The following is a 20,631-nucleotide window of genomic DNA, read 5'->3' as shown; positions in this document are numbered from 1 at the left end:
ATCCCGGTTTACTTCACGGCGCCCGCCATCACGCCGGACACGAACTGACGTTGGAACGCGAAGAACACGGCCAGCGGGACCACCATCGAGATGAACGCGCCGGGGCCGAGCACATCGATGTTGTTGCCGAACTGCCGCACCTGGGTCTGCAGCGCGACCGTGATCGGCTGGCTGTCGGTGTCCGTGAAGATGAGCGCGACCAGCATGTCGTTCCACACCCACAGGAACTGGAAGATGCCGAGCGAGGCGATCGCCGGAGCGCCGAGCGGCAGCACGACCCGTAGGAACAGGCGCAGTTCACCCGAGCCGTCCAGGCGGGCCGCCTCCAGGAGTTCGCGTGGGATCTCCGCGAAGAAGTTCCGCAGCAGGAACACCGCGAACGGCAGCCCGAACCCGACATGGAAGAGGATCACACCGAAGATCGAGCCGAAGATGCCGATGTCGCCGAAGAGGCGGGCGATCGGCACGAGCGCGACCTGCACGGGAACCACGAGCAGCCCGACCACGATCAGGAACCACCAGTCGCGGCCCGGGAACTCCATCCACGCGAACGCGTAGCCGGCCAGCGAGCCGACCACGATCACGAGCAGGGTCGCGGGCACCGTGATCAGGGCCGTGTTGACCAGCGAACGCGTGATGTCCGAGTTCTCCAGGAGGCTGCTGTAGCTCTCGAAGGTCAGCTGCGCCGGCTTGCTGAACACCGTCCACCAGCCGCTGTCCGCCATGTCCTCGGGCGAACGCAGCGAGGAGAACAGCAGGCCGATCGTGGGCACCAGCCACAGCGCGCCGATCAGCAGCAGCACGAACTGGATGAACCCGCCGCTGAGCTTGTCGCCGATCCGGCCGGCGAGCGAGCGCTTGGCCTTGACGGTCTCGCCGAGGGTCGTCATCGCCGTGTCTCCTGCCTGAGCCTGCGCATGTTGAACCACATCACCGGGATCACGAGCAGCAGGAGCAGCACCGCGATCGCACTGGCCAGGCCCTCGTTGCCCTCGCTGAACGCCGAGCTGTACAGCTGCAGGGCCAGCACGTTGGCGTCGTCCTGCGAGGATCCCGGCGCGATGATGAAGATCAGGTCGAAGATCTTCAGTACGTTGATCATCAGCGTGACGAGGACGACCGCGAGTACGGGCGCCAGGAGCGGCACCGTGACCCGGCGGAACACCTGCCACTCGGAGGCGCCGTCCACGCGGGCGGCTTCGAGGAGTTCGCGGGGAATGCTGGCCAGACCCGCCCCGATGAGCACCATCGCGAACCCGGCCCACATCCATACGTACGCGACCATGATCGAGGTCGTCACGATGTTGAGGTACAGCTCGAATCCGCCGAGGTGGATCGTGAAGAACTTCTTGTCGCCGAGCCAGTCGGCGCCGTTGTACGGCTCCTTGAAGTTCGCCGCGGGCAGCCGGAGTTGGGCGCCGTCGGCCGCGGCGGGAAGCGCGAAGGTGCCGTTTGCGGCGGCCGACGCGCTGGCCACGACCTTGCCGTCCTTGACGGCCTCGACGCGCATGCCGGGGTAGCCGACCTCGGTCGCGTCGACCTTGTTGATGCCGCCCGCGCCCTTGCCGAGGGTGAAGTCCTGCCACACCGTGCCGGTGACCCCGGCCTTCCCGGCGGCGGGCTCCTTCGCGGGTTTGGCGCCCTCGGGCATCTGGTCGGCGGCGACGCCGACGAGCGGCAGCAGCACGGGAGTTCCGGCCCGCACCGGTTCCTTGGTGAGGAACGGGCCGCCGCTCTTCCCTTCGAGCGTGCCGTTCCCGCGCGGATGCGCCTTCGGGAACGCGGAGGAGTCGGCGAACGTGTCGTGCACCCCGACCACGACCGCGTTCACCGCGCCCTTCTCCGGGTCCTGGTCGTAGACGAGCCGGAAGATGATGCCCGCGGCCAGCATCGAGATGGCCATCGGCATGAAGACCACCAGCTTGAACGCGGTGGCCCAGCGGATCCGCTCGGTGAGCACGGCGAAGATCAGGCCGAGCGCCGTGGCGACCGTCGGGGCCAGCACCACCCACCAGATGTTGTTGTTGATCGCGGCCTTGGTGTCCTCGCGCGTGAACAGCGTCTCGTAGTTGTCGAACCCGATGAACGAGCCGCCCGAGTCGTCGAAGAAGCTGCGGAAGAGCGAGTAGCCGATCGGGTACACGACGAGGGCGCCGAGCAGGATCAGCGAGGGCAGCAGGAAGAGCCCGGCGACGGACTTGCGGGTGCCGGTGACGCTCTTGTGTTTGCGCGGTGGCGTCGCGGCGGCAGCCCCGGGATCCGGGGTGCCGCCGCCGGTGGCGGATGTCATCGCCGCGTCAGTCCTTGAACGCCTTGGCCGCTTCGGCCTCCAGGGCCTTCTGGGCGCCCGCGATGTCCTTGGGGTTCATCAGGAAGTCCTGCAGCGCCTTCCACTCGCCCTTGCCGGGCGTACCGCCGAAGGCCTGCGGCATCTGGTCCGACATGTCGAAGCGGAAGTCGTCGCCGGCCCCCACGAGCGCCTTGGCGATCTCGCGCTGCACCGCGTTCGGGTACGAGGCGAGGTCCACGTTCTTGTTGGGGGAGAGGTAGCCGCCCAGCTTGGCCTGGATGGTCGCCGCCTCCGGCGAGGCCAGCCACGTCACCAGCGCCTGCGCCGCCTCGGAGTCCTTCAGGATCACCGCGGCGTCACCGCCACTGACCACCGGCTTGTCACCGGAGCCGACCGCGGGGAACGGGAACACCTTCGCGTCCGTGCCGACCTTCGCCTTGGTCTGCTGGATGTTCACCTGCGCGAAGTCGCCCTCGTAGACCATGGCGCCCTTGGGCTGGTCGCCGCCGGTGAAGGTCTGCTCGACCGACTTCGTGAACTCGGTCTGCACGGCCCCCTTGTTGCCGCCGGCGAGGAAGTCCTTCTTGCCCCACAGCTGGGCGAGCGTGGTGAGCGCGTCCTTCACGGACGGGTCGGTCCACTTGATCTCGTGCTTGGCGAGCTGGTCGTACTTCTCGGGGCCCGCCTGCGACAGATAGATGTTCTCGAACCAGTCGGTCAGCGGCCAGCCGTCGGCCCCGCCGACGGAGAACGGCGTGACGCCGGAGTCGTAGATCGCCTGCGAGGTGGAGAGCAGTTCCTTCCAGGTCTTCGGCTCCTTGGCGGCCGCGTTCTCGAAGACCTTGGTGTTGTACCAGACCAGAGACTTGTTGGCCGCCTTGTAGTACGCGCCGTACTGCTTGTCGCCGACCTTGCCGAGGTCCTGCCAGCCCTGGGAGTAGTTCTTGGCGAGCTGTGCCTCGGCGTCCTTGCCCAGCGGTTTGGCCCACTTCTTGTCGACGGCCTGCTTGATGGCGCCGGGCTGCGGCAGCATCGCGACGTCCGGCGGGGCGCCGCCGGCCACCTTCGAGCCGAGGAAGTTGATGATCGGGTCCTGGGCGGGGACGAAGGTGACCTTGGCGCCCGTCCGCTTCTCGAACTCCGTGAGCACCTGCTTGAAGTTCTTCTGCTCGTCGCCGGTCCATACGGCGGCTATCTCCACCGACTTGCCGTTCAGCTTCGGCAGCTTGACCGAGGACGCGGGCGTCTTGTCGCCGCTCCCGTCGGACGTGCCGTTGTCGTCATCGCCTCCACAGGCGGTGAGGGTGAGCGCGAGGGAACCGATGGCGATGCCCACGAGGGTCGTGCGGAAGGTGTGGGTGCCGCGGGTCCTGCGGGTGCTGGGTGTGCGTGTACGAAAAGTGCTGCGAGTGCTGCCCATCACTGCCCCGTTCTCGTCCTGAACGCTGAACGTACGTACTGAGCGCTGTCCCGTGCGCACTGGTCTACGCCCGGCCAGGGAGAACCGGCAAGGGTGCCCGTGCTGTAAACCGGGTGATCGTGACGGGGTCGTGATGCGTCAAGCGGGCGGCGGCTGGAGGGAGTTGGGGCCGACCGGGGAAGGTGCCGGCCCCACGGGCCCCGCCGGCTCTCGTCCAAGAGCGGGGCTTGATGTGGTCACAGGAGCGATGGGACCTCGGTCGCTGATACGGAGCGGGCCGCGCGTTCCAGGGCGCTGGCGAGGAGGGCCAGGTCCGTGGGGCCGTTGCCCAGTTCGCGGACCGGGCGGCGGTCCGGGGGGTCGCCCATGCGGGCCCACTCGAGCGCCACCACGGTGGGCCGCTGCGTCGCGGTACGGGGGATGCGCCCGGTCACCCGCCCCGCCTGCACCTCCACGTCACGCCCGTCCGCCCCGTGCAACACCCCGCGCCCCGGCGCCGGATCCTCGCTCCCGGTCCCCGGTGCGTCGAGCACGACCCGCGGCCGGGCCGCCCACCCTCCGGCCCCGCCGGAGGCGAACGCGGCGACGAGGTGCACCCCGAGCCGCTCCCCGTCCCGCACCACGGCCTCCAGGGCGCGAACGACCGACCCGGCGGCCGGCCGCCCCGGCGAACCGAGCGGCGGCGAGAGCAGCGCGTCCAGGTCGTCCACGACCACCACGAGCCGCGGCAGCGGAGGCCCGGCCTCAGCCCGCTCCCGCGTGGCACCGGGACGGAGCCGCATCGTCGAACTCGACGGCACGTCCACATCCCCGGCGCTCTCGGCGGACGGCGCGCCGCGCTGCGACACGACCCGCCCCGACACGGCCCGCTGCGTGTGCCACTCCGAGAAGTGCGTACGCCCTATGAGCTCGGCCCGCCGCTTCAGCTCGGTGCTCAGCGCCTGGGCGAACTCCCGCATCCGTACGGGGTCGTTGGCGGCGAGGTGCGTCGTGACGTGCGGCAGGTCCGTGCAGACCCGCAGCCCCTCCGCGCGCTCCCCGCCCGACGTCCCGTCGACCAGCACCATCCCGAGCCGGTCGGGACGCTCGGCCGCGGCGAGCGACGCGGCGACCGAACGCAGCAGCTCCGTACGGCCACTGCCCGCGGGCCCCTCGACCAGCAGATGCGGCCCTTCGGCGGCCAGGTCCACGGTCAACGAGCCGCGGGGCCCGGCCCCGAGCACCGCCCAGACCCGACCGCCGAGCGAGTCCGGATCGTCCCCGGCCGCCGCCCAACGCGCCATGAGGGACGCCGGGGTGGCACGGGCGAGCCCCAACTCGTCCAGGAGCCGGGAGGTTTGAGGCAGCGGCGCCGACACGCGCGAGCCCGGCCGGTCGCCGGAACCGCCCACCGCGTCCGTGCGCAGCGGGGCGAGCGCCCGCGCGAACCGCTCCGCCCAGGCGAGCGACACCGCGTCGGCCGTGCCGACCGTGCCGTGCCCGACGAGCTGTCCCTGCGCCGCCCGGTGCAACCGCAGCGTCGTCGCCACATCACCGCTGAGCAGCGCCACGGCCCCGCACGCGCGGAACGCCGGGCTCTCCGCGCACGCCGCCTCGTAGCTCTGCGCGGCCGGGGAGGCGGGCGAGGCGGCGGGCGCCTCGGCGAGGCACACGACGTGGATCCCGGCCGCGGCCCCTTCGGCGGCGAGCCGCACCGTGGCCTCCCGCAGCGAGGCGCTTCCGGGGTCGCCGTCGACCACGACGACCGTGGCGGCGACGGGCTCGTCGGGCGCCTGCGCCGAAGGCCTGAGCCCCGCCGCGTGGTCGTCGAGGCGGCGCAGCAGCTCGTTCGTACGGGCCGCAGCCTGCTCCCGGTCGTAGGCGAGCAGCAGCCGGCAGTCCTGGCCGTGGGCGGGCCGCACCTGGGGCAGCCAGCCGAGCCAGGACCAGTCGGCGACCCGCTCCTCCAGGGAGCGCGCCCGGTCGGTCGAGATCAGCACGAGTTCAAGGCGCTCCGGCGCGTGCAGCGTCGTGAGCTGGGCGACGGCGCAGCGCGCCAGACCCGCGAGCCGCGCGCGCGGCCCCGCGAGCCCCAACGCTCCGGCCTCGGCGAGGCCCACGGTCACCGGCACCGCGGGCAGCAGCCCCACCCCGCCGGGGCCCGGCCGGTCGACGCTGCCGAGCCGCACCGCGAGCGCCTCCGCGTGGCCGGGACCGCGCTCCCACAGCCGCGGCCCGGGGCCGAGCGCGGTGAGCAGCAGCGCGGCCGCGTCGGGCCATGTCTCGGCGGCGCCTGCGAGGGGCCTGGGCTCCTCCTCGTACGCGGGGGCCGCAGCGGGTGCGGCCGGATCGGCGACGGGCTCGGAGCGCTGTGGGGTCCGCAGCACGTGCGGCTCGTGGATCTCGTGCTGCTGGTCGTCCATGTCGTAGCCGTCGTGCTCGTCGCGTTTGCCGCGGCGCAGCAGCCGGGAGAGCCCGCCGCGCTTGCGCGGGGCGCGTGGCAGCGAGGTGCCGCGCGCGGGAGTGCCCACGCGCGTGTCGTCCGCCTCTTCGTCCGCCTCCGGCTCGGGCACCAGTGACCGCGCGCCCCCTTGAGCGGCATCGCTCGCCGCGCCCCAGGCGGAGTCCCCGTACGCGTGCCGGGTCTCCTGCTCGGGGTCGGTGGCAGCGGTCTGCGCGGGCGCGTCCACCGGCTTCTCGGCGAACAGCACCCGTACGTGTCCCTCGCCGTCCGGCGCCGTTCCCAGCGGCCGGGGGCGGGCGGCGTCGCCCGCGACGGAGACCCGCAGCGCCGATTCGCCGAGGCGCACCAGCGAACCGGGGGACAGGCGGACGGGGCGGGAGTCGAGGGCGCGGCCGTCCACCGACGTCCCGTTCGTCGACTCCAGGTCCTCCACGGAGATCCGGCCGTCGTCGCCGAGCGTCACCGCGCAGTGCAGACGGGACACGTCCGGGTCGTCGAGGGAGACGTCCGCGTCGGCGGAGCGGCCGACGCGGATCTGCCCGCCGTGCAGCAGGTGGACGCCGCCGGCGTCGGGACCCGCCACCACATGGAGCTGGGCCGCCGCGTCGTCCGGCTCGGGGCCCGGGTCCACGGGGGCGCCGAGCGCGATCACCGCGCCGTCGATCAGTGGGGGTTCACCTATGACGCAGCGCTGTGCGTCGAGCCGCTCCGTGCCCGCGTACAAGGTCGTGGACCCCGCCTCGCCGCCCGCGACGGCCGTGGCCAGGCCGGAGACGACCGCGGCGAGCGCCGTGCCCGCGGGGGCCGTGACCAGTACGTCAACACCGCGCGCGAGTGTGTCGTCACCACGTGCGAGCATGTCGGGGCGCGTGCCCAGGGGGTCTACGACGGTAAGCCGGATCTGCATCGCCGCCTGCGGTCCCTTCTGCGCGGGCGCCCGGAAACAGAGGGGCTGCCCCGCGGTCCCCCACCGCAGATTCCCCCCACCGCCACGGGCACGTCAGCCAGTGCTGGAGGCATCCTTGCACTTGCCGCTGACAACACGCCCGCCAGCCACCCGTAAGTGATCTTGATTGGTCGGCTCTGCCCGTAAAAGTGCCTGCTCGTTGCCTGCTTGAGATCGGTCACGTCATCCCTCGGCAACCAACGGCCCCAGCCGTGCGTCTTTCCGTCGAACACGGGTAGGTGCCGGGGCCGTACACGAGTGGAGCGGCCGGTGCGGGACCGAACCGAAAGCCACAGAAGATCGACAGTGGGTACCGGAGAATCCGCCACTAGAGTGGGTCGGAACACCCGGAACCAGGTGACCCAAGCAAGTACCGATGCAGGGAGCGCATGACGTGCGGCCGGTAGGCAGCAAGTACCTGCTCGAGGAGCCGCTCGGACGCGGCGCCACGGGCACCGTCTGGCGAGCCCGCCAGCGCGAGACGGCGGGCGCTGAGGCGGCCGTCGCCGGGCAGCCCGGCGAGACCGTCGCGATCAAGGTCCTCAAGGAAGAGCTCGCCAACGACGCGGACGTGGTGATGCGCTTCCTCAGGGAGCGCTCCGTCCTGCTGCGGCTCACCCACCCGAACATCGTGCGGACCCGCGACCTGGTCGTCGAGGGCGAGCTGCTCGCCCTCGTCATGGACCTCGTCGAGGGCCCGGACCTGCACCGCTACCTGCGCGAGAACGGACCGTTCTCGCCGGTCGGCGCCGCGCTGCTCACGGCCCAGATCGCCGACGCGCTCGCCGCGTCGCACGCGGACGGTGTGGTGCACCGCGACCTCAAGCCGGCGAACGTCCTGCTCAAGTGGGACCCCGACGGCGGCGCTGAGATGTACCCGATGCTCACCGACTTCGGCATCGCCCGCCTCGCCGACTCCCCGGGCCTGACCCGCACCCACGAGTTCGTCGGCACGCCCGCCTACGTGGCGCCGGAGTCCGCCGAGGGCCGCCCGCAGACCAGCGCCGTCGACATCTACGGCGCGGGCATCCTGCTGTACGAGCTGGTGACCGGCCGGCCCCCGTTCTCCGGCGGCTCCGCCCTCGAAGTCCTGCACCAGCACCTCAGCGCCGAACCGCGTCGCCCGTCGACGGTCCCTGACCCGCTGTGGACGGTCATCGAGCGCTGCCTGCGCAAGAACCCGGACGAGCGGCCCAGCGCGGAGAACCTCGCGCGCGGCCTGCGCACCGTCGCCGAGGGCATCGGCGTGCACGCGAACAGCGCGCAGATCGCCGCCGCCGAGGGCGTCGGCGCGCTCCTGACGCCGGACCCCACCCCGGCCCAGGTCCCGGGCACCCCCGGCACCTCGGACGCGGACCCGACGCAGGTGCTGCCGAACAACGCGGCGGCCGCGGGCCTCGCCGGGGCGGCAGGGGCCGCGGCCGGCGCCGCGGCGGCGTCGGCGTACGACCCGAACGCGGCCACCAGCGTCATGAACCAGCAGGGCGGCGGCCAGAACGCCGACGCGGCCGACCCGACGGCCGTGCTGCCGCCGATGCCGCAGGGCCCGCCGCAGCAGATGCCCGACGCCTGGGGCGACCAGCTGCGCGCCGCCCGCGACCGCAACGAGCAGACGCAGGTCCAGTACCTCGCCCCGAACGAGGACCCGCTGCGCCGTCGCCCGCAGCGCCAGGTCGCGCGCCCGCAGCAGCCGCAGCAACAGCCCCAGCAGCACCAGCCGCAGCAGTACGCGCAGCGGCAGCCGCAGCAGCAGCCCCAGCAGTACGCGCCGCCGCAGCAGCCGCCGCCCCGCCAGGCCCCGCGCCCGGCACAGGAGCCGCGTGAGCCTCGTGAGCCGCGCCGCCGCAGCCCCAACCGGATGCGGATCCCGGGTCTCGGCTGCCTCAAGGGCTGCCTGTTCATGATCGTGATGCTCTTCGTGGTCAGCTGGCTGGTCTGGGAGTTCACCCCGCTCCAGGACTGGATCGGCACCGGCAAGGGCTACTGGGCCCAGATCTCCGACTGGTTCTCCACGGTGTCCGGCTGGATCGGCGATCTGGGGAGCAAAACCGGCAACTAGGGCCTGTCGTTTGGATCAGGCCGGATCAGGGAGCGGGGGCCGGCACGCACGCTCGCGGCGTTGTCGTCGGTCGCCGACGCTCCGCGTCGACTCCCTCCTCCGCCTTGCGATCGCACGCACCGGCCCCCGCTCCCTGATCCGGCCTGATCCAAACGACAGACCCTAGTCCGTCTTGACGGGCCGTCACGATCGGCCGCCGAAGGGCAACTGGTCGGTGACGTTGGAGATTTGTCGACACCCAGCGGGTGAATTCCCCCTCTGATGCGCAGGTTGGCGTCCGAGCCGCGTAGCTTGGGCGCCAACACGCGTCTGTAGGAGCAGCCTTGGCACGGAAGATCGGCAGCCGGTACACCGCACACCAGATCCTGGGACGCGGCAGTGCGGGCACGGTGTGGCTGGGCGAGGGACCCGAGGGTCCGGTCGCCATCAAACTGCTGCGCGAGGACCTCGCCGCGGACCAGGAACTGGTCGGCCGCTTCGTCCAGGAGCGCACCGCCCTGCTGAGCCTCGACCACGCGCGCGTGGTGGGCGTGCGCGACCTGGTGGTGGACGGCAACGACCTGGCGCTCGTCATGGACCTCGTACGCGGCACCGACCTGCGCACGCGGCTCGACCGCGAGCGCCGGATGCCGCCCGAGGCCGCGGTCGCCGTCGCCGCGGACATCGCCGAGGGCCTCGCCGCCGCGCACGCCGCGGGCATCGTGCACCGCGACGTCAAGCCGGAGAACGTACTCCTGGACATGCAGGGCGAGCTCGGCCCCGGCGGCTCCCACCCCGCCCTGCTCACCGACTTCGGCATCGCCAAGCTGATCGACACCCCGCGCCGCACACGCGCGACGAAGATCATCGGTACGCCCGACTACCTCGCCCCCGAGGTCATCGAGGGCCTGCCCGCGCGCGCGGCCGTCGACATCTACGCGCTCGCGACGGTCCTGTACGAACTCCTCGCCGGCTTCACGCCGTTCGGGGGCGGCCACCCCGGTGCCATCCTGCGCCGGCACGTCACGGAGACGGTGGTCCCGCTCCCCGGCATCCCCGACGAGCTGTGGCAGCTGCTCGTCCAGTGCCTCGCCAAGGCCCCGGCCTCCCGCCTCAGGGCCACCGAGCTGGCCGCGCGCCTGCGCGAACTTCAGCCGATGCTCACGGGTCTGCCCCCGCTCGACGTGGACGAGCCGGAGACGGAGCCCGCCCCCGACGAGCCGGAGCAGCGGACCGAGACGCCGCAGGAGCCCCCGGAGCGGCCCCGCCGCGGCGCCGTCTCCCTGATCCCCGGCTCCGCACCCAAGGACTCCAACCGCGACACCCATACGTCGATGAGGGTCCCGGCACCGGACGAACTGGCCGGCGGCGCCCGCGGCACGGCCCGCGCGCCCCGCGCCCACGGATCGCCCCGCCCCGGCTCGGCCCGTAACCGGCAGTCCGCGCGCCGCAGACGCATCACGCTCGGGGTGGCCGGGCTCGTCCTGGTCGCCGCGGTCGGCGGCGGCGTATGGGCGGCCACATCCTCCGGCTCCGACGAGGCGCCCCCCGCGGACAGCAACAATTCCGCGCCCACAGAGCCTTAGAACAGGCACTGAGGACGGCCGGGGCGGATCACTTGCACCAGCCGTTAGGCTGGTCTTGTGGCAGTCGTCGATGTATCCGAAGAGCTGAAGTCCCTCTCCTCGACCATGGAGTCGATCGAGGCCGTCCTGGACCTCGACAAGCTGAGGGCAGATATCGCCGTTCTCGAGGAGCAGGCGGCCGCGCCGTCCCTCTGGGACGACCCTGAGGCGGCGCAGAAGATCACCAGTAAGCTGAGCCACCTCCAGGCGGAGGTTCGCAAGGCCGAGGCGCTGCGCAGCCGTCTCGACGATCTCGGCGTGCTGTTCGAGATGGCCGAGGAGGAGGACGACCCGGACACCCGTGCCGAGGCCGAGTCCGAGCTCAAGGGCGTGAAGAAGGCGCTGGACGAGATGGAGGTCCGCACCCTCCTGTCCGGCGAGTACGACGCGCGCGAGGCGCTGGTCAACATCCGTGCGGAGGCCGGCGGCGTCGACGCCGCGGACTTCGCCGAGCAGCTGCAGCGCATGTACCTGCGCTGGGCCGAGCGCCACGGCTACAAGACCGACGTCTACGAGACCTCGTACGCGGAAGAGGCCGGCATCAAGTCGACCACCTTCGCCGTCCAGGTCCCGTACGCCTACGGGACGCTCTCCGTCGAGCAGGGCACGCACCGCCTGGTGCGCATCTCGCCGTTCGACAACCAGGGCCGCCGCCAGACGTCCTTCGCGGGCGTCGAGGTGCTCCCCGTCGTCGAGCAGACCGACCACGTCGAGATCGACGAGTCCGAGCTGCGCATCGACGTGTACCGCTCCTCGGGCCCCGGCGGCCAGGGCGTCAATACGACGGACTCCGCGGTCCGTCTGACGCACCTCCCCACCGGCATCGTGGTCTCCTGCCAGAACGAGCGCTCGCAGATCCAGAACAAGGCCACGGCCATGAACGTTCTGCAGGCCAAGCTCCTCGAGCGCCAGCGCCAGGAGGAGCGCGCCAAGATGGACGCCCTCAAGGGCGACGGCGGCAGCTCCTGGGGCAACCAGATGCGTTCGTACGTCCTGCACCCGTACCAGATGGTCAAGGACCTGCGTACGGAGTTCGAGGTCGGCAACCCGCAGGCCGTTCTCGACGGCGAGATCGACGGCTTCATCGAGGCCGGAATTCGCTGGCGCAAGCAGCAGGAGAAGTAACTCCGGGATTCAACGAATTAGAGGCAACTGCCGTTCGACGAGCGGCAGTTGCCTTTCGTTTTTGCCCGCACCGAACTTCAAATGTGCCGCACTTGTGAAGACTGACCTGGCATTTACGTCACAGTCACATGTTCGTATGGCGGTCAACTCCGCCCAAGTGTGGACATAACGTGCGCAACGCCCTTGACGTTGATCCCAAAAGTGGAAAGGCTGGCGCGCGGCATGCGTATTAGTGGGACGCGTGTGAACGGGGGAGGGGTGAACGAGGCCTCTGTTGTCTCCGGTTGAACGCGGTCCCTGGCGCTGCTCCACTGACGATTGGCTACTGGGGGTAGCAGACAGATGACCAAGAAGACGCGGATCCGCGTTGCGCGGATAGCGGCCGGCGCGGTAATTGCGGCCGGTGCCTCGCTGACCGCCGCGGGTGCGGCATCCGCCGCCACCGTTGACGAGAAGAGCGGCGAGACCTGCGGCCCGCTCGGCCTTATTTGCTGGCCCACCGAGGACGACGGCGCGGACGGCGGCGACGAGGGTGAGGACCCGGGCAACGGCATCGCCGGTGTGACCGAGGGCAACACCAACGGCGGCGTCGCCGGTGTGTCCGAGGGCAACACCAACGGTGGCGTCGCCGGCGTCACCGAGGGCAACACCAACGGTGGCGCCACGACCGGTGGCGACGACTCCACCGGTGGCGCGACGACGGGCGGTGACGACTCCACCGGCGGTGCCACGACCGGCGGCGACGACTCCACCGGTGGTAACGGCAACTCGGGTGGTAACGGCAACTCGGGTGGCAACGGCAACTCGGGTGGCAACGGCACCAGTGGCTCGTCCACCGGTGGCGACGACTCCACGGGCGGCGGCTCCAGCACCGGTGGCTCGTCCACCGGCGGTGGCGACAACACCAACCCCGACGGCAACAACAGCCCCGTCGAGCAGGGTCAGGGCAAGGACAGCCTGCAGGACACCGGTTCCGCTCCCGTCGAGCAGACCGGCTCGGGCTCCGGCAACGCCAAGGCCACCGGTGAGCTCGCCGAGACCGGTTCCTCCGGCACCACGTTCCTGGTGATCGGTGCGGCCACGATGATCGCGGGCGGTGTCGGCTTCCGACTCCTGCCGCGCCTCGCGAACAACCGCGGCGGCGCCGCCGCGTAGCACTACGCACAAGCAAAGGGCCCGGAGCCGATCGGCTCCGGGCCCTTTTGCATGTCTGTGTGCGGCGGCTACACCGTCTGATGCGCGAGGAGCGCCATCGCGGCCACGAGCACCGCCACCAGGGCGACCAGCGCCATGGGGCTGAGCGCGGCCAGCGGGTTCTGCTGCTGGAGCCGCTCGCGATTCGCCCGGCACACCGGGCAGCGGCCCTCGCTCACCGGGGCCGCACAGTTCGCGCACACCAATCGGTCGTAGGTCATGCGCTTCTCCTCCTCCCGCGCGGCGGAGCTTGCCACCGGGCACCCCTGGGTTCTCTCCGCTCAACGCTCCGGGAAACGCAACCGTTCCCCCTACCACTGTGCCAGCTTCCCGGAAATTCGGCGCGTCTCCCTGGAAGTACCGCCTCTGACCAGGTACGGGGCGGACAATTCCGGCGCCGTATGCGGCATCACAGCGGGACAAAACGCTCAACGAGGGACGGCGCCTGCGCTCTGTGCGCGGCTTCGCGTATGGTCACGCACACCTACCTCCGGCTACCCGTGGTGCACCCGTGATCCGATTCGACAACGTCTCCAAGGTCTATCCCAAGCAGACCCGGCCCGCCCTCAGGGATGTCTCCCTGGAGGTCGAGCGTGGTGAGTTCGTCTTCCTGGTCGGCTCGTCCGGCTCCGGCAAGTCGACGTTCCTGCGCCTCGTGCTGCGCGAGGAGCGGGCCAGCCACGGCCAGGTGCACGTCCTGGGCAAAGACCTCGGCCGCGTATCCAACTGGAAGGTCCCGCAGATCCGCCGCCAGCTCGGCACGGTCTTCCAGGACTTCCGACTCCTGCCCAACAAGACGGTCGGTGAAAACGTCGCCTTCGCCCAAGAGGTCATCGGCAAGTCCCGCGGTGAGATCCGCAAGTCCGTGCCGCAGGTCCTCGACCTCGTCGGCCTCGGCGGCAAGGACGACCGCATGCCCGGCGAGCTCTCCGGTGGTGAGCAGCAGCGCGTCGCCATCGCGCGGGCCTTCGTCAACCGGCCCAAGCTGCTGATCGCGGACGAGCCGACCGGCAACCTCGACCCGCAGACCTCGGTCGGCATCATGAAGCTGCTCGACCGGATCAACCGGACGGGCACCACCGTGATCATGGCGACCCACGACCAGAACATCGTGGACCAGATGCGCAAGCGCGTCATCGAGCTGGAGCACGGCCGCCTCGTGCGCGACCAGTCGCGCGGCGTGTACGGATACCAGCACTGAGAACCGCGAGAAGTACCGAGAAAGAAAGCTGCGAAAGGCGTTAGTGACGCTATGCGTGCCCAATTCGTTCTGTCGGAGATCGGCGTAGGCCTCCGCCGTAACCTGACGATGACCTTCGCCGTGATCATCTCGGTTGCCCTCTCGCTCGCCCTGTTCGGCGGCTCGCTGCTCATGAGCGACCAGGTCAACCAGATGAAGGGCTACTGGTACGACAAGGTCAATGTCTCGATCTTCCTGTGCAACAAGGGAGACGCAGACTCCGACCCGAACTGCGCCAAGGGCCCGGTCACGACCGAGCAGAAGAACGAGATCCAGCGGGACCTCAAGAAGCTGCCCGTCGTCGACTCCGTGGCGCACGAATCGCAGGACCAGGCGTACAAGCACTACAAGGAGCAGTTCGGCGACTCCCCGCTGGCCAGCTCGCTCACGCCGGACCAGCTCCAGGAGTCGTACCGGATCAAGCTGAAGGACCCGGAGAAGTACAACGTCATCGCGACCGCGTTCAACGGGCGGCCCGGCGTGCAGTCCGTGCAGGACCAGAAGGGCGTGCTCGACAACCTCTTCCGGCTGCTCGGCTACCTGAACTACGCGGCCAGCGCGGTGATGGCGGTGATGCTCGTCGTCGCGCTGCTGCTGATCGTGAACACCGTCCGGGTGTCCGCGTTCAGCCGCCGGCGCGAGACCGGCATCATGCGGCTCGTCGGCGCGTCCGGCTTCTACATCCAGGCGCCGTTCATCATGGAGGCCGCGGTCGCCGGACTCATCGGCGGCGGCATCGCCTGTGTGTTCCTCGCGGCCGGCCAGTACTTCGTGATCGACAACGGCGTGGCCCTCTCCGACAAGCTGCAGCTCATCAACTTCATCGGCTGGGACTCGGTGTTGACGAAACTGCCGCTGATTCTCGCCGTGAGTGTGCTGATGCCGGCGCTTGCCGCGTTCGTCGCGTTGCGCAAGTACCTGAAGGTGTGACGAGAGTCCTTCGCGCCACGGGGCGTCGTGCGGGTCAACGGCCCGTACGGCGCCCTTGGTTGTCCTAGACTCACCGACATGTCAGGTCCGGAGCTGTACTCCACGCCCCGCCGTATCGGCCGCGGGGCGACCCTGACATTGATCTTCATGACGGTCCTCGCGGCGGGCGCCGCGACCGGCTCCTGGCCGGAGGAGCACCGAAAACCCACGGAGAACGCGGACAGTTCGCTCGTCGCCGCGCACGAGAAGCCGATCGTGGGACCGACCGATCCGAGCGACGCGGCGGCCGAGGCGATGGCCGACGGGAAGTCGCCCACGAAGGCCGCCCAGGACGCCGTCAGCCGCAGCGGCGACCGCTGGGGCTCCGTCTACTCGCGAGGCGAGTACGAGGAGTTCGAGCAGTCCCTCGACGGCGAATACACCGGCATCGGCCTGCGGGCCCGTCGCACCGCCGACGGATCGGTGCAGGTCTCCAAGGTCAGGCAGGGATCGCCCGCGCAGCGCGCCGGCATCCGTGAGGGCGACCGGATCGCGGCGATCGACGGCGAGCCGGTCACCGGTCACCCCGTCACCGAGGTCCTCGCGCTCCTGCGGGGCAAGCACGCGGGCACGCCCGTCCACGTAGGCCTGCAGCGCGGTACGCGCGCGTGGAGCGAGACCCTGCGTCGCGCCAACCTGTCGACCGACTCCGTCACCTCCGCGCAGCTGCCCGACGGCGCGGCGCTCGTGAAGGTGAGCGCCTTCACGAAGGGCGTCGGCGACCAGGTGCGCACGGCGGTCGCCGCGGCACCCGCGCGCGCGGGCGTCGTGCTCGACCTGCGGGGCAACTCAGGCGGCCTGGTCACCGAGGCGGTCAGGGCGTCCTCCGCGTTCCTCGACGGCGGGCTCGTGGCGACGTACGACGTACGCGGGGCGCAGCGGGCCCTGCACGCACAGCGAGGGGCCGACACGTCCAGACCGGTGGTCGTGCTCGTCGACAGCGGGACGATGAGCGCGGCCGAGCTGCTCACCGGCGCCCTCCAGGACCGCGGTCGCGCGGTCGTCGTGGGCTCCAGGACCTTCGGCAAGGGCTCGGTCCAGATGCCGAGCCGACTGCCCGACGGCTCCGTGGCGGAGCTCACCGTCGGGCACTACCGCACACCCTCGGGCCGCGCGGTCGACGGCCGGGGCATCACCCCCGATCTGGAGACCGAGGCGGACACCCTGCGGCGGGCGGAGACAGTATTGACTGGCCTCGGGGCCCCCTCGTAGTGCGAAAATGGCCAGCACTATGGCCAAGGCAATGTATGTACCGAAGGAGTCCCAGCCCAAGCAGGGCAAGGGGGCGTCGTCCGAGAAGAAGGACGGCAAGCGCAAGATGGTCGCGCAGAACAAGAAGGCGCGCCACGACTACCTGATCATGGACACCTACGAGGCCGGCATCGTGCTGACCGGCACGGAGGTCAAGTCACTGCGGCAGGGCCGCACCTCGCTGGCCGACGCCTTCGTCCAGATCGACCGGGGCGAGGCCTGGCTGCACAACGCCCACATCCCCGAGTACAACCAGGGCACCTGGACGAACCACGCGGTGCGCCGCAAGCGCAAGCTGCTGCTGCACCGCGAGGAGATCGACAAGCTGGAGTCGAAGTCCGAGGAGACCGGTCACACGATCGTGACCCTGGCGATCTACTTCAAGGACGGCCGGGCGAAGGCCGAGATCGCGCTCGCCAAGGGCAAGAAGGAGTACGACAAGCGGCAGACGCTGCGCGAGAAGCAGGACCGGCGGGACTCGGACCGGGCGATCGCGTCGGCGAAGCGGCGGCAGCGGAACAACGAGCGGATGGGCTGACGCCCGTCCGTCAGGAATACGCTGGCATCGTCGTACGTTGGTCACGTACGATGGGGTTGTTCCTCACGCAGGGACGCCGGATCGAGAGATCCACGGGTCGCAAGGCCCACCTTTGAAAAAACAACATGGGGATGATCGGTTTCGACAGCGGATGTCGAAGCAGGGGAAGCGTGTCGAGGAAGCGGCAATGATCTCGTTAACCATATGTCGCAACCAATAATCGCCAATTCTAAGAGCGATTCCCAGTCCTTCGCCCTCGCTGCCTAATAACAGCGACTGAAGGACCCTAAAAGGGTGTCAGCCCGGGAGTGTTCCCGACCCGGATCCTGGCATAATCTAGGGAACTAAACTTTTCCGTCCGGCCACGGGGCGGAAAAGGAAATCAAACAGTGGCTGGGCCCGTCGGTGACTTGTTCGCGTGATCACCGGGGCCGAGAAAATCGAAGCGAACTGCGCACGGAGAAGCCCTGCTGCTGCACCGTTGGACGCGGGTTCGATTCCCGCCATCTCCACCATCGTTTCATCCCATGCGATACGGGCCCGACTGTTCACACAGTCGGGCCTTTGTCGTTGGCTCAGTTGTGGGTCTTGGCGGGACCCTGCGCTTCCGGGATGCTCCTGTGGCATGAGGAGACGTAAGGGATCGAGATGGGCCCTGCCCGCCGTAGCCGTCGTCGTTGCCGCCACGCTGAGTTGGGGAGCGCCCGCCGGCGCCGATTCCACCCCCAGCGGGCTGCCGGAGGCGATCGACACGATTCTCGGGGACGCGCGGATGGAGGGCGGCGCGGCGAGTGTCGTCGTGGCCGACGCGAAGACCGGGGAGACCCTGTACCAGCACAATCCGACCGGGCGGCTGATGCCCGCCTCCAACACGAAGCTCGCCACCTCCACCGCGGCGATGGGGGTCCTCGGCCCCGACTACCGGTTCGGCACGGACGTGCTCGCCGGTGGGCGGGTGCGGAGCGGGGTGCTCGACGGGGACCTGTATCTGCGCGGCACCGGGGACCCGACCACCCTCGCCGCCGACTACGACAAGCTCGCCGCCGACGTCGCCGCGGCCGGCGTGAAGCGGGTGAGCGGACGCCTTGTCGCCGACGACACCAGGTTCGACGACCACCGGATCGGTGACACCTGGGGAGGCGACGACGAGTCCTCGTACTACGCCGCCCAGATCTCGGCCCTCAGCGTCGCCCCGGACACCGACTACGACACCGGGACCGTCATCGTCGAGGTGAAGCCCGGCGCCAAGGCGGGGGACAAGCCGGCCGTCAGCGTCACGCCGAAGAACCGCTACGTGCACATCGACATGCGGGCGTCCACCGTCGGGGCCGGGGGAGACGACACCGTCGCCGTCGAGCGGCGGCACGGGACCAACACCATCTCCGTGAGCGGCACCGTGCCGGTGGGCGGTGACACCACCAAGGAGTGGGTGACCGTGTGGGAGCCGACCGGGTACGCGGCCTCCGTGTTCCGGGACGCGCTCACCGCGCACGGGGTGAAGGTCGGCGGGTCCACCAAGCTGGGGCGGGCCACGCCCGCGGGCGCGAAGCGGCTCGCCGCGCACGAGTCCATGCCCCTGAAGGACCTGCTGATCCCGTTCATGAAGCTCTCCAACAACATGCACGCCGAGTCCCTCACCAAGGCCATGGGGTACAAGGCGACCGGAAGGCCCGGGAGTTGGGGTGACGGCATCGACGCCGTCGCCGACTATCTGAAGGGCGCCGGGGTCGACGCCACCAAGCTGCGGCAGGTCGACGGGTCCGGGCTCTCGCGCAAGGACAACTTCGCCGCCCGGCAGCTCGCCGACCTCCTCCTCTCCGTACAGGACGAGCCCTGGTACGCCGACTGGTACAAGTCGCTGCCCGTGGCCTGCGACCCGGACCGGTTCGTCGGCGGGACGCTGCGGAGCCGGATGTGCGACACGCCCGCCGCTCTCAACGCCCGGGGGAAAACCGGGTCGTTGACGGGCGCGTCGGCGCTGTCCGGGTACGTGAAGGATGCCGACGGGCGGCTGCTCGTCTACAGCGTCGTCCAGAACAACTACCTCGTCGACTCCGTGAAGCCGCTCGAGGACGCCATCGTCGTGACCCTCGCGAAGTCGACCGCGAAGGAGGCGACGGCCGCCGTGCCGAAGTCCACGCGCGCCGTGCCGGCCGCCGAGCGGGACGGCGACCTGGAGTGCTCGTGGCGCAAGCCGGCCACATGCTGAGCCTCTAGCGGGATCCCTTAGCGGGATCCCTGGCGGGCGGACCGTACGTACGCGTACAGCGCCAGCAGTAGCGCGCACGCCGCCGCCATGACCGGCACCGTGTACGCCGCGGTGGGGCCCCAGTGCTCCACCGCGGCGCCGCCCGTCGCGGAGCCGCAGGCGATGCCCGTGAGGATGCCGGTCACGGCGAGCGTCATGCCCTCGTTCAACTGGCCGGTGGGCGTGCGCTGTTGGACCAGGGTCATGCCGGTCACCATCGTCGGCGCCGTGGCCATGCCCGCGACCAGGAGCGCGCCCCCGAGGACGTACAGGGAGCCGGTGAGCCAGGCGGCGAGCAGGGGCAGCGTCATCAGGGCCGCCATCGCCGCCACGCAGAGCGGATGGCGGCGGGCCGCCGGGCCCGCCGGTCGCCACGCCCCGTAGGCCAGGCCCGCGGCGCAGGAGCCCGCCGCCTGGAGCGCCAGGATGCCGCCCGCCCACACCTTGTGGCCCTGCGCGTCGGCGAAGGCGACGGTGACCACTTCGAGCGAACCGAAGATCGCGCCCGTGGCGAGGAAGGCGAGCAGCAGAGGCGGCATGCCACGCGCGCGTAGCGGCGTTTTCGTCGCCTTCGTACGCGCGTGGGGCGGCGGTTCCGTCGTCCGTTGCGCGGCGAAGATCAGTACGCCGGTCACCATGAGCACGACGCTGACCAGGGTGCCCGCCTCCGGGAACAGCGAGCCGCACAGGAAGGCGGCCGCTACGGGGCCGAGCATGTAGCAGAGCTCGTCCGCCGCCTGCTCGAAGGAGTTTGCCGTGTGCAGGGCGTCCGGGGTCTCCTTGAGGAGGTGCGCCCAGCGGGCCCGGGACAGGCCGCCCGTGTTGGGGGTCGTCGCGGACGCCAAGTAGGAGGCGAACAACGTCCAGTTGGGCGCCTCGAAGTGCACGCACAGGAGCAGGGCGAGCGAGCCGCAGGCCGATATGACGGTGGCCGGGACCGCGATCCGTGCCTGCCCGTGGCGGTCCACGAGGCGCGCCGTCCACGGTCCGACGAGCGCGTTGGCGACCAGACCTGTGGCGGTGACGGCGCCCGCGAGCGCGTACGAGCCGCGCGAGCCGGAGATCATGATCACCGCGCTGATGCTGAACATCCCTTGCGGGAAGCGGGCGATGAGGTTGCCGAGGGTGAAGGCGCGGGCGCCGGGGATGGCGAACAGCCGGGTGTAGGACGTGGCGGCGGAGGACGTGGGAGCGGTGGACGTGGGAGCGGTGGAGGTGGAGCCGGTGGACGTGGGAGCAGTGGGCATGCGAAGAGCGTCGCCGCAGGTCACGTGCGGGGTCCAACACTTACTCGGTGCCGATTC

The 20,631-nt window shown here is 70.5% G+C and carries 15 protein-coding genes and 1 other RNA gene; 10 read left to right on the top strand and 6 right to left on the bottom strand.

Annotated elements, in window-relative coordinates:
* Positions 1-8 precede the first annotated feature (8 nt).
* From OG746_RS01250 to OG746_RS01235, 4 genes are all read right to left on the bottom strand, one after another.
* Positions 9-890: a carbohydrate ABC transporter permease gene (locus OG746_RS01250; RefSeq protein WP_266710893.1), complete on the bottom strand. Its 882-nt coding sequence runs from the start codon at positions 888-890 to the stop codon at positions 9-11.
* Positions 887-2,290, bottom strand: a complete 1,404-nt coding sequence (locus OG746_RS01245) for a carbohydrate ABC transporter permease (protein WP_266710892.1) — start codon at positions 2,288-2,290, stop codon at positions 887-889. Before OG746_RS01245 ends, OG746_RS01250 begins: the two co-directional genes overlap by 4 nt.
* Before the next feature lie 7 nt (positions 2,291-2,297).
* On the bottom strand, positions 2,298-3,710 hold the full coding sequence (locus OG746_RS01240; RefSeq protein ID WP_266710891.1) for an ABC transporter substrate-binding protein: 1,413 nt from the start codon (positions 3,708-3,710) through the stop codon (positions 2,298-2,300).
* A gap of 236 nt (positions 3,711-3,946) precedes the next feature.
* Positions 3,947-7,060: an FHA domain-containing protein gene (locus OG746_RS01235; RefSeq protein ID WP_266710890.1), complete on the bottom strand. Its 3,114-nt coding sequence runs from the start codon at positions 7,058-7,060 to the stop codon at positions 3,947-3,949.
* A gap of 433 nt (positions 7,061-7,493) precedes the next feature.
* Between OG746_RS01235 and OG746_RS01230 the strand changes: the two genes are divergently transcribed.
* The 4 genes from OG746_RS01230 to OG746_RS01215 all read left to right on the top strand — a co-directional run bounded on the left by OG746_RS01230 (position 7,494) and on the right by OG746_RS01215 (position 13,042).
* A complete protein-coding gene (locus OG746_RS01230; protein WP_266710889.1) occupies positions 7,494-9,158 on the top strand; it encodes a serine/threonine-protein kinase in 1,665 nt (554 codons plus the stop codon).
* 323 nt (positions 9,159-9,481) lie between these two features.
* Positions 9,482-10,723, top strand: coding sequence for a serine/threonine-protein kinase (locus tag OG746_RS01225; protein WP_266710888.1), 1,242 nt, complete (start codon positions 9,482-9,484; stop codon positions 10,721-10,723).
* Positions 10,724-10,780: 57 nt separating this feature from the next.
* Positions 10,781-11,887 carry a peptide chain release factor 2 gene (gene prfB, locus OG746_RS01220; protein ID WP_266710887.1) on the top strand — a complete coding sequence of 369 codons (1,107 nt, stop codon included), beginning with the start codon at positions 10,781-10,783 and terminating at the stop codon, positions 11,885-11,887.
* A 342-nt stretch (positions 11,888-12,229) separates the two neighbouring features.
* Positions 12,230-13,042 carry a hypothetical protein gene (locus tag OG746_RS01215; protein ID WP_266710886.1) on the top strand — a complete coding sequence of 271 codons (813 nt, stop codon included), beginning with the start codon at positions 12,230-12,232 and terminating at the stop codon, positions 13,040-13,042.
* Positions 13,043-13,110: 68 nt separating this feature from the next.
* Here OG746_RS01215 and OG746_RS01210 read toward each other — a convergent pair whose 3' ends face one another.
* Positions 13,111-13,302, bottom strand: coding sequence for a hypothetical protein (locus OG746_RS01210; protein ID WP_266710885.1), 192 nt, complete (start codon positions 13,300-13,302; stop codon positions 13,111-13,113).
* Positions 13,303-13,592: 290 nt separating this feature from the next.
* Between OG746_RS01210 and ftsE the strand changes: the two genes are divergently transcribed.
* From ftsE to dacB, 6 genes are all read left to right on the top strand, one after another.
* Positions 13,593-14,282, top strand: coding sequence for a cell division ATP-binding protein FtsE (ftsE, locus tag OG746_RS01205; RefSeq protein ID WP_266710884.1), 690 nt, complete (start codon positions 13,593-13,595; stop codon positions 14,280-14,282).
* Positions 14,283-14,333: 51 nt separating this feature from the next.
* Positions 14,334-15,251, top strand: a complete 918-nt coding sequence (gene ftsX, locus OG746_RS01200; protein WP_266710883.1) for a permease-like cell division protein FtsX — start codon at positions 14,334-14,336, stop codon at positions 15,249-15,251.
* 78 nt (positions 15,252-15,329) lie between these two features.
* Positions 15,330-16,502, top strand: a complete 1,173-nt coding sequence (locus tag OG746_RS01195; protein ID WP_266710882.1) for a S41 family peptidase — start codon at positions 15,330-15,332, stop codon at positions 16,500-16,502.
* A gap of 31 nt (positions 16,503-16,533) precedes the next feature.
* The gene (gene smpB, locus OG746_RS01190; protein WP_266718643.1) at positions 16,534-17,079 is read left to right on the top strand and encodes an SsrA-binding protein SmpB; all 546 of its coding nucleotides are present in this window, start codon (positions 16,534-16,536) and stop codon (positions 17,077-17,079) included.
* Positions 17,080-17,206: 127 nt separating this feature from the next.
* Positions 17,207-17,594: a transfer-messenger RNA gene (gene ssrA / locus OG746_RS01185) on the top strand.
* Between the two features lie 110 nt (positions 17,595-17,704).
* Positions 17,705-19,288, top strand: coding sequence for a D-alanyl-D-alanine carboxypeptidase/D-alanyl-D-alanine endopeptidase (gene dacB / locus OG746_RS01180; RefSeq protein WP_266710881.1), 1,584 nt, complete (start codon positions 17,705-17,707; stop codon positions 19,286-19,288).
* Between the two features lie 17 nt (positions 19,289-19,305).
* Here dacB and OG746_RS01175 read toward each other — a convergent pair whose 3' ends face one another.
* Positions 19,306-20,574, bottom strand: coding sequence for an MFS transporter (locus tag OG746_RS01175; RefSeq protein WP_266710880.1), 1,269 nt, complete (start codon positions 20,572-20,574; stop codon positions 19,306-19,308).
* Between the last annotated feature and the right edge of the window lie 57 nt (positions 20,575-20,631).

This window comes from Streptomyces sp. NBC_01016 (assembly GCF_026341035.1).
GTDB lineage: Bacteria > Actinomycetota > Actinomycetes > Streptomycetales > Streptomycetaceae > Streptomyces.
The sequence above is the reverse complement of the archived record's forward strand: the minus strand, read 5'-3'. Positions and strand labels throughout refer to the sequence as shown.